We start from the raw sequence: 12,859 nt of genomic DNA on the forward strand, positions 1-12,859 counted from the left end.
AGGGGTTCTCCCTTCCCATAGGAGTCCCTGTGGTTCAAAGCGCGGTGGGGCCCCTGGGGGAGCGGGCAAGCCCGCGAAGGGGCCAGAACAGACAACATCAATTCATGGGCTGCGACTCAATCCCATCCAGCAATGCCTCAACCAATCCTTCTGCCATTTCGAGCGCATTCAGGTTGCTCCAGAACAGGCTCTTGCCGGTTTCATCCAGGTGTTCCAGGGCTTTGTAGCCACAGTCGTAGGCGCCGCGCAGGTACTGGGCGACATGCACCAGGGCGTCGTGGGCAGAGACGCCTGGGTTTACTGTGAACAAAGGTGGATGGCCGGCATCGCAGCGGCTGAAAGCGCGTTGTGTGGTGCTGGGGAGGGGTGGATTGGGGACGATTCTTTTCATGGCAATTCCTTCTCTCGGGTTGAACTGCAACCACCCGTTTCCACGCAGAAGGCGGCAGTTGTGCGCGGGGTGGAAAACCGGTGAGAAGGCAAGCCGGTAGGCCAAAAGGCCTCACGCGCACAACTGCCATAACGGCAGCCCTTCATCACATCCGGGTTTCCACACCCGATCGCTGAACCGACAGCGACCCGGCAAGCCTAGAGAGCAGGCTTTCCCCGGACAATCAGACGGGCTTCGACACGGTGCGTAGGATAATTCGTCAGATGGTATGGCTGAGTAGGAAATGGCTCGCAACGAAGTAGGATGCTGCTGATATTTTTGTGCACTGGGTCCGCTGCGCGGCCCTTCGCGGGCACGCCCGCTCCCACAGGTACTGCACCGCTTGCCAGGCTTGCGCTATTCCTGTGGGAGCGGGCGTGCCCGCGAAGGGCCGCGCAGCGGACCCAGACAATCTCAAGCCAAAAATACAAAAGAGGGCCTGAGCCCTCTTCCTGAATCGATGCGCCAACCCTCAATCCGCATCCGAATCAAACAACCGCTCCAACTCCGCCCGGGCCTCCTTGGCCGTCTGCATCACCTTGGCCCGGTCATCACGCACCTGCCCCTGGGCCACCAGCACCTCTTCGTCATGCTGGGTAAACCGCGCAATCCGGTCCGCCGCCTGCGCGTCGCTCAACCCCAATCCCACCAATGCCCGGCGGGTCATCTCCAGGCTGGAGTAGAACGTCTCGCGAATCGGCTCGGCGCCGACATCCGCCAACTTGTGCACATGCTGGCGGTTACGCGCGCGGGCCAGCACTTTCAGGTGCGGGTACAGGCGTTTCACCCGTTCCGCCGTGTGAATGGCAGCTTCCGGGTCATCGATGGTGATGATGAAGTATTCCGCCTCGCCCACCTTGGCGGCATGCAGCACCTCGGGGCGCAGCGGGTCGCCGTAGAACACGGGTACCTGTTCGAACATACGGGTCATCTCGATGGTGTCCACCGAGGTTTCCAGGGCAATGAACGGAATCTTCTGTGCCCGCAGGATGCGCGCGACGATCTGGCCCATGCGGCCCATGCCGACGATCACCACCCGTGGCGTGTCAGCCTGGATCTGCTTGTAATGCTCCGGCACCTCACGCACAGGTTGCGGGCGCTTGAGGGCGTGGGCGCAGCCAATCATCAGCAGCGGGGTAATGGCCATCGACAGGGTGATGGTCATCAGCAGCAGGTCGTAGGTCTGGGTGTCGAACAAGCCTTGGTCCTTGCCCAGCTTGAACACCACGAAGGCAAATTCGCCACCGGCAGCCAGCACCATGCCCAGGCGCAGGGCGCTGGCGCTGTTCAGGCCACCGGCCAGGCGCCCGACGCCGATCAGCAGTACCAGCTTCACCGCCACCAGCAGCAGGGTCAGGCCCAGCACCACCAAAGGCATTTCAATCAGCAGGCGCAGGTTGGCGCCCATGCCGACGCTGATGAAGAACAGCCCCAGCAGCAGGCCTTTGAACGGTTCGATCTGCGATTCCAGCTCGTGGCGGTATTCCGAGTCGGCCAGCAGCAGGCCGGCGAGGAAGGCACCCAGGGCCATGGAAATGCCGGCTTCTTCCATCAGCCAGGCCGTGCCGATCACAACCAGCAGCGCGGTGGCGGTGGATACTTCCGGCAGGCCGGTGCGGGCCACGGTGCGGAACACCGGGCGCAGCAGGTAGCGGCCACCGACGATGACCACGGCGATGCTGGCGAATACCTTCAGGCCATGCTCCAGGCTGTCGCCGTGGCTGGTGTCCGGGCCACTGGCGGCCAGCAGTGGAACCAATGCGATCAGTGGGATGGCGGCGATGTCCTGGAACAGCAGGATGGCGAACGCCAGGCGGCCGTGCGGGGCGTTGAGCTGCTTGCTTTCGGCCAGGCTCTGCAGGCCAAGGGCGGTGGACGACAGCGCCAGGCCCAGACCGAGCACGATGGCCGCCGGTAGCGTCTGGCTGAAGCCGAACAGGGCGATGGCGCCGATCAGCGCACCGGTCAGCAGCACCTGGGCGGTGCCGACGCCGAATACGGACTTGCGCATCAGCCACAGGCGCTTGGGCGAAAGCTCGAGGCCGATGATGAACAGCAGCAGGACCACGCCCAGCTCGGAAATGTGCGCCACGCTTTCGGTATCGCGGATCAGGCCCAGCGCCTGCGGGCCGATGATCACGCCGGCAAGCAGGTAGCCGAGCACGGCCCCCAGTTTCAGTCGCTTGGCCAGCGGGACGGCGAGAACAGCGGCAAGCAGAAAGATCACCGCGGTTTGCAGAAGGCTGCCTTCGTGTGGCATTGGCTCGTACTCCATGAGCTGCCGGGGCAGCGTTAGATCAGTTTGGCGGACAATTCTGGGGGTTGAGATGGAGTCAGACAATCTGCTATCGGGGAGAAACATTGTCCCGCTACAGGTGACAACCTGTGATGGCCTCTTCGCGGGCACGCCCGCTCCCACAGGTACAACACTGCCCCTGAGGCCGGTGTTATCTCTGTGGGAGCGGGCGTGCCCGCGAAGAAGGCAGCGCAGATCTGACTATTCACCGCCACCAAACTGCGCCCGATACTGCGCCGGCGTCATGCCAATCCGCTCGCAGAAAACCTTGCGCAAATGCCGGTCACTGCCAAAACCGCACTGCGTCGCCACCATTTTCAATGGCAGGTCGCTGCTTTCCAGCAGCTTGCGCGCGCGGTCGATGCGTGCGTTCTGCAAGTATTGCAGCGGCGTGATGCCCACCTCGCGTTGAAAGGTGCGGGCGAAGTTGCGCCCGCTCATGGCCACCAGGTCGGCCATCTTCTGCACGGTGAAGGCTTGCTCGATATGGTCGACGATATACGCCTGCACCCGGGCAATCGGCGAATCATCCCGCGGTACAGCCGCCAGCAGTGGCCCGTAGGGTATCTGCCCGCCCTGGCGATGGCGGGCGACCAGCAGCACCTTGGCCACTTCCAGGGCCAGCGCCTTGCCGTGGTCTTCGGCCACCACCGCCAGTGCCAGGTCGATGCCAGCGGTGATGCCGCCCGAGGTAATCAGGCAGCGGTCGATCACGTAGATCTGTTCGGTCTCGACCTTCGCCTCGGGGAACGCCTGTGCCAGGCGCTCCACGTAGTTCCAGTGGGTGGTGCAGCGATAGCCGTCCAGCAGCCCGGCCCGGCCCAGCAGGAATACCCCGGTGCAAATGGCACCAAAGCGTTTGGCCTGGCGCACGGCCTGGGGCAGCCAGCGCTCGATGCCTGGCAGGGCGATGTCATAGGCCCCCGGGCCGCCTGGCACCAGCAACAGGTCGACGGCTTCCGGCAAGTCCTCCAGACGCAGGTCGGCTACCACTTTCAACCCGCAGGAGCCGCGCACCGCTGCCTGCCCTTCGGCCAGGGTCAGCAGCCGGTACTTCCGCTCGGCAGGAAGGAAGCGGTTAGCAATGGCAAACGCGTCCATGGGCCCGGTCACGTCCAGCAACAACACATCATTGAACAACACCATGGCCACGGTGCGGTGGGCGGGTTTTTCCTGCATCGCTCTTTTGCCTTGAATGCCGGCCGCCACCAGCGGCCCGAAGCTGAATACGAAACGCATCTTAAGGTATCGGCAAAACCGTCAGGGCCAGCAGCGCGCAATTAACAACAATTCAGGTTTGGCTCAGGACTTTGTCATGTGCCGGAGGCGAGACTTTCTGCATTGAACAGGAGAGCCGCCATGCACCCCGGGACGCCCCAAGCGCCGCTGCAAACCCCCGGCGCACTGACGCCGGCGCGCTTGCGCCGGGCCAAGGAACTGATGTTGCACAGCCCGTTGTCGATCATCGAAATCGCCGGGTTATGCAACCTCACCCGCAGCCACTTCTCGCGTGCGTTCAAGGTCAACACCGGCCTCTCGCCCCAGGCGTGGCGCCTGCTGGCACGCATGGAAAAGGCCAAGCGTCTGCTCGCCACCGAGGCGCCGATCACCCACGTGAGCCTGGAATGCGGCTTCTGCGACCAGGCCCATTTCACCCGCGCCTTCAGCCGCCTGGTCGGCCAGCCACCCAAGGCCTGGCGCCAGGCGCAGGCCCATCCTTAAGCCGAACCTATCCGCCGGTATAGCCCCTTGTGGACAGTGCCGGCCTGTTTTCCCAACCCAAGGAGTCACCCCGATGAGCCAACCCGATTACAAGCGCCTGAACAAAGACGACGCCGTGGTGCTGCTGGTCGACCACCAGACCGGCCTGATTTCGCTGGTGCAGGACTTCTCGCCCAACGAGTTCAAGAACAACGTGCTGGCCCTGGGCGACCTGGCCAAGTTCTTCGGCCTGCCGACCATCCTCACCACCAGCTTCGAGCAAGGCCCGAACGGCCCGCTGGTGCCCGAGCTGAAAGAGATGTTCCCGGATGCGCCGTACATTGCCCGCCCTGGCCAGATCAACGCCTGGGACAACGAAGATTTCGTCAAGGCGATCAAGGCCACTGGCCGCAAGCAGCTGATCATCGCAGGCGTGGTGACCGATGTGTGCGTGGCGTTCCCGACCCTGTCGGCGCTGGCGGAAGGTTTTGAAGTGTTCGTGGTGACCGATGCTTCGGGCACCTTCAACGAAACCGTGCAGCAGGCGGCCTGGGTGCGCATGACCCAGGCGGGTGCACAGATGATGAACTGGTTCTCGGTGGCCTGTGAGCTGCACCGCGACTGGCGCAATGACATCGAAGGGCTGGGTAACCTGCTGTCGCAGCGCATTCCCAACTACCGCAACCTGATGAACAGCTATGCGGCCCTGAGCGCCCGTTGATGTAAACCTGTACCGGCCCCTTCGCGGGCACGCCCGCTCCCACAGGGATAGCGCACAGCTTGAGAGCTGTACGGTTCCTGTGGGAGCGGGCGTGCCCGCGAAGAGGCCGGAACAGGCTAAGAATGATTCACAGGCAGAGTGAGGCGAATCCGGCACCCCCCCAGCTCTGACACCAGCGCCTGCAACTGCCCACCATGGGCCTGCACCACCGAGTTGCAGATCGCCAAGCCCATCCCCATGCCGCCGATCTTGGTGGTATGAAACGCATTGAACACTCGCTCGCGCTCATCCGCTGCAATCCCCGGCCCGTTGTCGTCCACGCAGATTTCCACCCCATCCCCGACCACCGCCGACGCAATCCGCAGCACCCCATCGCTGCGATACCCCGCCAGCGCCTCCAGGCCATTGGTAATCAGGTTGAACACCAACTGCTGCAACTGCACCGGGTCGGCCATCACGCTCACTCCCGCCTGCAAGCGCATCTGCACGTCCACCGGGCCCTTGGCGGCATCGGCCGATGTAAGGCGCACCACTTCGCGGATCAACTCGTCCAGCTTCACCACCTTGAGTTGCATCGGCGACTGTTTGGCCAGCGAGCGTAGCGCACGCACGATGTTGGCGGCCCGTTCGCTGTCGTTGCGTATATCTTCCAGGCCGGCAATCGCCTCTTCCAGGTCGGGCTTGGCGCGTTTCAACCAGCGCAGGCTGGCAGCGGCGTTGGAGGCTATGCCCAGCAGCGGCTGGCTGATCTCGTGGGCGATGGACGCGGACAGCTCGTTCATCACCTGCAGGTGCGCCGTGCGCGCCAACTCCGCGCGGGAGCGGCGCAACTCGGCCTCCATCTGGGCGCGGGTCTGGTTGTCTTCGGCCAGGCGTGTGTAGAACTTGGCGGTTTGCAGCGACACCGCTGCCTGCGAGGCGAGGATTTCCAGCATGGCCAGGCGCTGGCTGCCGAACAGGTTCGGTACCAGGCGGTTTTCCAGGTACACCAGGCCGATCAGCACGCCCTGGATCACCAGCGGCAGGCACAGTACCGAACGGGCCTTGCGCGCCTGCAACTGCTGGCGGAAGGCCTCGGGGCAATCGCTCTGGGCATCGTTGAGCACCAGGGGCTTCTTGGTGCGCATGGTGGCGTTGATGATCGACAGCGGTGCCTGGGTCAAGAACTTCTGGCAGTCGTCCATGCTCACGTGCAGCCCGGCGTCGTCGATGTAGGCGAGGGCAGCCATCTGGAATTCGGCACCGCTGACGATCAGCAGCGCACCGTGGTCGGCCCCGGAATGCTGGGTCAGGTGGCCCATCAGGGTTTCGATAAGGCCTTCGAGCAGTACTTCCTCGGACAGCGCCCGTGCTGCCTCGATGCCGGCTTCCAGGTCGAGCTTGGCCTGGTTGGTTGCGCGTTGGCTTTCCTGGATTGGCTGGGTGCGCAGGAACGGGTGCAACGCCTCCAGCTGGTGCACCTTGCCGGTCGCGCCCCAGATATGGAAACAGTCGCGGGCGATGCGCAGGTGCAGGTTGGCGCCAGAGATCAGGCCGCTGGGGATACATACTTCGGCCAACTGCTCGTGGGCCAGCGCCTGCTCGTGGATGAAACCGGCTGCGGTGGCGGCGATCTGTGCCTGGTCGAAGCAGCGGATGGCGGCCAGGCCGTCGCCTTCGAGCTTGGCGATCACGCCTTCGATCAGCAACAGCTTGTTGCGGAAGGTGGCCGGGTTGAAGCCGGCCCAGCGGCCGAAGCGCTCCCGCAGGGCCTGCAGCTCGCGCAGCTTGTCGGCAAGGCTGCCAATGGCCTCGGGGCTGCCCAGGGCCAGGCCGTGGAACAGGTGATAGTCGGCCAGGTTGATGTGCGCCGGTACCGCCCAGGTGTTGTCGCCGGCCAGTGCCAGGTTACGCATGGCCTGCGGGATATTGCCCAGGTAGAAGTCGCACATGCCGGCCATCAGGTACTGGAAGAACCGCGTGGTAGGCGATTTCGAGGCTGTGGCCGAGGCCGGGCAGGGCGTGCCGCTCAATTTGGCGACGAACGCTTGCTGGGCCTGCAGGATCTGCTCGATGTCGCGGTAACCGTAGCGACGCACGGTGGCCAGGCCTTGCGCCAGTTCCTCCACCACGTCCGGCAGGTAGCGGCCCATGAACAGCGAATCGGAAACCAGGTGGTTGCAGGCATAGCAGCTCATCGCCAGGTCGCCGCTCAGGCGCCCCGAGTCGACCGCATCCAGTGCGGTACGGCGGGCGAACTCCATGGGCGAGGTCCAGGCGCTGACCTGGTCCAGGGCCAGCAGCGCGCTGGTCAAGTCAGCGTCGAAACCGTGCCGCTCTATCAGCTTGAGCGCAGCCAGGCAGCAAGCGTGGCCATCATGGTAGGCGCCGAAGCGCTCGGCAATCATCACCCCGTACCAGGCCATGCCGTAGGTGCTGCCCGGGGCGACGCCGTGCAGCAGTGACAGCTCCATGAGCTTGGCCAGGTGCAGGAAGCAGATGTCGTCCTTCACGAAAAACGATGACGACAGGGTGGCCAGCAGGCTGATGGCAACTGTCACTTCCTCCGAATCGGTGCGCTGCAGCGATTCCAGGCAGTGTCGGCCTTTCTGTTCGACCAAGGTCTGTACATGGGCATGACTGGCTTCGACCTGTTGCCAGTCGACACCTCGCACCGGGCTCATACCCAGCAAGTCCAGGCCGGAAATGGCGCTGTCGATGGCCGCCTGATAGTCGCCGCGCAAGGTGTACAGCAGCGCCTGCAGGCGGCATACCCGCGCCTGGTCCAACGCCGAGCGCGCGCGCAGGCGGCATTCAGTGATGCGGGCCTCGGCCGCGACCATTCGCGACAGTTGCATGTCGCACTCGGTGGCCATGCAGGCGATGGCAAAGCCATGCGTGGCGCGGCTTTCCAGCGTTGCGCCGCGTTGCAGCAACTGCTCGGCCGTGTGCAGGTAGCCAGCCGATTGTTCGAACGCGCCGCCATCGCGTGCGCGTGCTGCTGCCTCGCGTAAAAGCTGCAGAAAAGCTTCGCAGTCATCCGCTGCAAACCCGCATGGGCTGGCGCGTTGCAGCTGGTTGGCAAGCTCGAACAGTACCTCGTGCAGGCGCCCCGGCCAGGCCTGGCGCATGGCCTGGGCAATACGTGCATGCAGTTGGGCACGTGCGCGCGCTGGCGTGAGAGCGTACGCAGCTTCCATCACCCGTTCATGGGCGAAGCCCAGGCCGTTCTGGCCCGGTTGCAGGAAACCCGCGCCAATCAAGGCTTTCAACGGCTCGCCGGGCGCTTGAGAGAGTACCTGGTGAAGCAGGCGTTCATCACAGCGGCTGCCAGCCGCACTGACCACCCGCAGCAGGTCGCGCTGCGGCTCGGGCAGGCGCACCAGGCGGTGGATCATCAGGTCGGCGACATTGTCGGAATAGCGGTGGCGGGCCACGGCCTGCAGGCACCATGACCAGCGCATGGCCTGGGTATCGAAGGTGAACAGCTGGTCCTCGACCATGGCCCGGAGGATCTGATTGATGAAGAACGGATTGCCCGCAGTCTTGTCGTGTACCAGTTCGGCCACCTGCAATGCGTCCTCGGGGCCGACGTGGTAGCGCTCGCCGATCAACTCGGTCACCGCGCTCACCGCCAGGGGCCGCAGGTTCAGCGTGGTGCTGCGCACCGCTGCGGGCAGGGCAAGGGGTGTACTGCTGGCTGGCGCATCACTGCGCCGGGCGAAGATCAGCAACAGGTTGCCGGGCGAGTGAGCCAGAAGTTGCGCCAGCAGTTGCTGGCTGGAGTCGTCGACCCAATGCATGTCATCGAAGAACAGCACCAGCGGCTGGTCGGGGCGGCTGAATACCTGCAGGAATTCGACGATCGCCCGCAGCTCCTTCTGCAGCGCCAGACGCGTGGGCTTGGCCGGCAACTCGGGCAAGGGGCCGAGGATCAGTTGCAGGTCTGGTGCCAGCTTGCCGAGCAGCCGGCCGTGGCCTTTGATACGGCGCAGAATCTCGCAGCGCAAGGCGTCGAGGTCCCGGCTGTTCTTGGCCAGCAACTGGGTGGTCAGCGCGCCGAGAATTTCGACCCAGGGCGCGTAGGGCACGGCCTGGGCAACGCCGTTGCACTTGCCGATGGCCCAGTAACCCTGGGCGTTGGCCCTGAGCGCTGCCTCGACCAGGCTCGACTTGCCCATGCCCGTAGCCCCATTGATGAACAGGGCTTGTGGCTTGCTGTCACGGCGCTGTGCCTTGAGCAGCAGGGCGATGGCCTTCTGTTCGGCACTGCGGCCATATAGGCGTGCGCGGTCGGGCGTCATCGGGTCGGCACAGCCTGGTTCGAAGGCCTCCATGGACTTGCTGGCGGCCCACTGTCGCTGGCAATAGGCCAAGTCCACCGCCAGGGCGCGAGCACTCTGGTAGCGGGCGTCCGGCTCTTTGGCCAAGGCCTTGGCCAGGATCCGGCTGAGAGGTTGCGGCACATTGCTGTCCACTTCGCAGGCCGCTCGTGGCTGCACGCCGGCATGCAGCTGGCGCCAGTGTTGGGTGTCGCGCCCGGCCAGAGGCAATTCGCCCAGCAGTAGCTGGTAAAGGATCGCGCCCAGGGCATAGATGTCGGTGCGTCGGTCGCTGCTGCTGCCGTGCGGGCAGACCTGTTCAGGCGCCAGGTAAGCCCAGTTGCCGAGCGGGGTGCCCTGTTCGCTGATCAGTTCCGCCGGGTCGGCGCGAAAGCAGCCCAGTCGCACTCGCTGGTCCGCGCGCAGGCACACATGTTCGGGCTGCAGCGCGCCGTGCAGCACATTGCGTTCGTGTGCCTGGGCCAAGGCAGTGGCTGCATTCACTGCAATCTCGAGAAACGGCGCCAGGGCGGCAGGGCCTTCTGCGATAAGGTCGGCGATGGAGCGGCCGGCCGGGTACACCAGCAGGGGGCCTTCGGCCGAGCGCACGAACGCCGAGGGGATCACCGCCCATTGCGGGTCGAGTTGCAGGCGGTAGTCGCGTTCCAGGCGCTGGCAGGCGGCGGGGACCTCGCGCGGGGCGCGCACGGCGATCCATGCCTGGTCGGTGGCTGGATCGCGAAGGCGGAAGTAACTGAGTTCACCTTCCTGGCCCAGCGCGTTGATGTCGCACCGGTTCAGCCAACCCTCGTCGACGGACTGGTCGTAATCGATGGGCCTGTGGGCAAGGCGTTCATCGAGCATAAGGCACCCCTGCTAGCGACATCCTGACGCACGAGTATACGCAGCGGACCCAGCAGGGATGCGGGCTGCAGGCTGCTTGGCAGGAAAGGGTACGCTGTTGTCCGTTATCGTCCCCTGGGGGCTGGCGGGCTTTTGTATAGTCCTCAGGCCAACCTATCCCTCGGGATAATTGTCTGAAGGCGTACCCTGGCCTAGGCTGCCCTGGGCTGGGAAACGCCCGTGCCCGCGCGAGGAAGCCATGATCCGAATAGGTAATGCCCAGGTGTCGCTGGAGCGGCGCGAAGCCTTTGTTGACGGTAAGCCTGTCCTGTTGGGGGGGCGGGCATTCGAAGTGCTGGCGACGCTGATCAAGGCCAAGGGGCGGGTGGTCGACAAGGACGAGCTGTTCAGCCAGGTGTGGGCCGGCACGGTAGTCGAGGACAACAACCTGCAGGTGCAGGTGTCCTTGCTGCGCAAGGCCTTTGGCGACCGTGGCCTGATCCAGACCGTGCCACGCCGGGGCTACCGCCTGGCCGCCGAGATCAGCCTCGAGTTGCCTGGCAAGGCGGCGGGCAAATCGCCGCTGTGCGCCGCGGCCGAAACTGTCGAGTTGTTCGATGAGCACTTGAACGTGCCGGTGCTGGTGGTGGATGACGACCCGTCGGTGCGCACGGCGTTGGGCCGCCTGCTGCGCTCGCAGGACATTCCGCATCATTTGTTCGCCAGTGCCGAGGCGTTGTTCGAGGCCCGCCTGGAAACCCCCTATGCCTGCCTGTTGCTGGACATGCACCTGCCCGATACCAGCGGCCTGGAGGTCCAAGATGCGCTGCGCCGACTGGCGCTGCCCTGGCCGATCGTGTTCATGACCGGCTTCGGCACCATCCCGATGACCGTCCAGGCCATGCGTGCCGGGGCCGTGGAGTTCCTGACCAAACCGTTCGACGAAGACCAGATGCTGACACTGCTGCAGGCGGTGCGCACGCGTGCCGTGGCCGAAGGGCGCAAGTGGCACCATGCGCGGCAGGTCGAGGAAAAGTACCAGCGCCTGACCCAGCGCGAGCGCCAGGTGTTCTCGCTGGTGGTCGGTGGCCTGTCGCACAAGCAGATCGCCAGGCAGATCGGCACCAGCGAGGTGACGACCAAGGTGCACAAGAAAAACATCATGAACAAGATGCAGTCCCGCTCGCTGCTTGAACTGGTGGCCATGCACAACGTTATCGGGGCGCAGACTGAGGGCCTGGGCGGCGCATGAGCAGCACGGTGTGCATCGTTGACGACGATGCTTCGGTGCGCAAAAGCCTGGCCAACCTGCTACGTTCGGCAGGTTTCGAGACCTTGTCTTTTGCTGCCGGGGACCTGTTCCTGGCCTCGGCACTGGCGCGGCAAGCGGGGTGTGTGCTGCTCGACCTGAGGATGCCCGGAATGAGCGGGCTGGCGGTGCAGCGCGAGCTGGCCAGGCTGGGGTGGCGGTTGCCGGTGATCTGCATGTCGGCGCACTGGGATGAAGGGGCGGTGCGGGCTGCGATGGCGCTTGGGGCGCTGGTCTGCCTGGGCAAGCCATTTTCTGAAGAGGTGCTGCTGAAGGTGGTTGAAGATGCTTTGCTGGGCAGCCAGTGAGGTATTCCTGCCCCGGCCCCTTCGCGGGCTTGCCCGCTCCTACAGGGACTGCACAGGCTTTGGGCCGATGTATTCGGTGTGGGAGCAACTGTCTTGCACTGGCTGTACTGGCCTCATCGCTGGCAAGCCAGGCTCCTACAGGGACTGCGCATGGTTTGAGGCCGATGCGGTCGGGGTGGGAGCTGGCTTGCCTGCGATGGGCTGCAAAGCAGCCCTGGCAATCTAACTGCTCCCCGGCCGGTACTGGAGGGCCTCGGCCAGATGCGCCCGGCCAATTGCCTGGCTACCTTCCAGATCCGCCAGCGTCCGCGCCACCTTCAGTAACCGGTGAGCCGCACGTAACGACAGGGTCAGCCGCTCACAGGCCCCCTCCAACCAGGCCTGGTCCGCCGCCGCCAACCCACAATGGCAGCGCAACCCCTCAAGGTCGAGAAATGCATTCGCACACCCTTGCCGCCGCTGTTGCAGTTCACGTGCCTCGGCTACCTTGGCCGCCACATCGGCACTGGTCTCGCCGCAGGGCTGGTTGTTCAGCGTGGTGCTCTCCCGGGCCACGGTCAGGTGCAGGTCGATACGGTCCAGCAATGGCCCGGACAGCTTGTTGCGATACCGCGCGATTTGCTCGGTGCTACAGCGGCAGCGGCCGGTGGGGTCGCCCAGGTAGCCGCAAGGGCAGGGGTTCATTGCCGCCACCAGCTGGAAACGTGCGGGGAAGCGCACCTTGTCGCGGGCCCGGGCAATCACGATCTCGCCCGACTCCAGCGGTTCGCGCAACACTTCCAGCACGCGACGCTCGAACTCAGGTAGTTCATCCAGAAACAGCACGCCATGGTGGGCGAGGGTGATTTCGCCCGGTTGCGGCCGGCTGCTGCTGGGACAAAAAGAAATCACTGAGACTTTTCGCCGCTGAAACCATGATTATTCCATTAATTCTTAACTTAATGGCTGAG

9 protein-coding genes are annotated in these 12,859 nt (G+C 64.5%); 4 read left to right on the forward strand and 5 right to left on the reverse strand.

Annotated features, from left to right (window positions below):
* Positions 1 to 97: 97 nt before the first annotated feature.
* The 3 genes from ACLCGK_RS05800 to ACLCGK_RS05810 all read right to left on the reverse strand — a co-directional run bounded on the left by ACLCGK_RS05800 (position 98) and on the right by ACLCGK_RS05810 (position 3,905).
* Positions 98 to 391: a hypothetical protein gene (locus ACLCGK_RS05800; protein ID WP_031324361.1), complete on the reverse strand. Its 294-nt coding sequence runs from the start codon at positions 389 to 391 to the stop codon at positions 98 to 100.
* 511 nt (positions 392 to 902) lie between these two features.
* A complete protein-coding gene (locus ACLCGK_RS05805; RefSeq protein WP_410951475.1) occupies positions 903 to 2,690 on the reverse strand; it encodes a monovalent cation:proton antiporter-2 (CPA2) family protein in 1,788 nt (595 codons plus the stop codon).
* 237 nt (positions 2,691 to 2,927) lie between these two features.
* The gene (locus tag ACLCGK_RS05810) at positions 2,928 to 3,905 is read right to left on the reverse strand and encodes a GlxA family transcriptional regulator (RefSeq protein ID WP_410951502.1); all 978 of its coding nucleotides are present in this window, start codon (positions 3,903 to 3,905) and stop codon (positions 2,928 to 2,930) included.
* 180 nt (positions 3,906 to 4,085) lie between these two features.
* Here ACLCGK_RS05810 and ACLCGK_RS05815 point away from each other — a divergent pair, with 180 nt between their 5' ends.
* Positions 4,086 to 4,448 (forward strand): helix-turn-helix domain-containing protein, encoded by a 363-nt coding sequence (locus tag ACLCGK_RS05815; RefSeq protein ID WP_013974756.1) that lies wholly within the window; start codon positions 4,086 to 4,088, stop codon positions 4,446 to 4,448.
* Positions 4,449 to 4,521: 73 nt separating this feature from the next.
* On the forward strand, positions 4,522 to 5,148 hold the full coding sequence (gene ycaC, locus ACLCGK_RS05820) for an isochorismate family cysteine hydrolase YcaC (protein ID WP_004375560.1): 627 nt from the start codon (positions 4,522 to 4,524) through the stop codon (positions 5,146 to 5,148).
* Between the two features lie 116 nt (positions 5,149 to 5,264).
* On the opposite strand, the gene ACLCGK_RS05825 is transcribed toward ycaC, so the two are convergent.
* Positions 5,265 to 10,313 carry an AAA family ATPase gene (locus tag ACLCGK_RS05825; RefSeq protein WP_410951476.1) on the reverse strand — a complete coding sequence of 1,683 codons (5,049 nt, stop codon included), beginning with the start codon at positions 10,311 to 10,313 and terminating at the stop codon, positions 5,265 to 5,267.
* Positions 10,314 to 10,551: 238 nt separating this feature from the next.
* Between ACLCGK_RS05825 and ACLCGK_RS05830 the strand changes: the two genes are divergently transcribed.
* Together ACLCGK_RS05830 and ACLCGK_RS05835 are read left to right on the forward strand one after the other, a co-directional pair.
* Positions 10,552 to 11,544 carry a response regulator gene (locus tag ACLCGK_RS05830; protein WP_410951477.1) on the forward strand — a complete coding sequence of 331 codons (993 nt, stop codon included), beginning with the start codon at positions 10,552 to 10,554 and terminating at the stop codon, positions 11,542 to 11,544.
* Positions 11,541 to 11,909 carry a response regulator transcription factor gene (locus ACLCGK_RS05835; protein WP_023662911.1) on the forward strand — a complete coding sequence of 123 codons (369 nt, stop codon included), beginning with the start codon at positions 11,541 to 11,543 and terminating at the stop codon, positions 11,907 to 11,909. Before ACLCGK_RS05830 ends, ACLCGK_RS05835 begins: the two co-directional genes overlap by 4 nt.
* A gap of 222 nt (positions 11,910 to 12,131) precedes the next feature.
* Here the strand turns inward: ACLCGK_RS05835 and ACLCGK_RS05840 are convergent, their stop codons facing one another.
* Positions 12,132 to 12,800 carry an ATP-binding protein gene (locus ACLCGK_RS05840; RefSeq protein WP_410951478.1) on the reverse strand — a complete coding sequence of 223 codons (669 nt, stop codon included), beginning with the start codon at positions 12,798 to 12,800 and terminating at the stop codon, positions 12,132 to 12,134.
* Positions 12,801 to 12,859: the final 59 nt, after the last annotated feature.

It is taken from the genome of Pseudomonas sp. S1(2024), assembly GCF_046557535.1.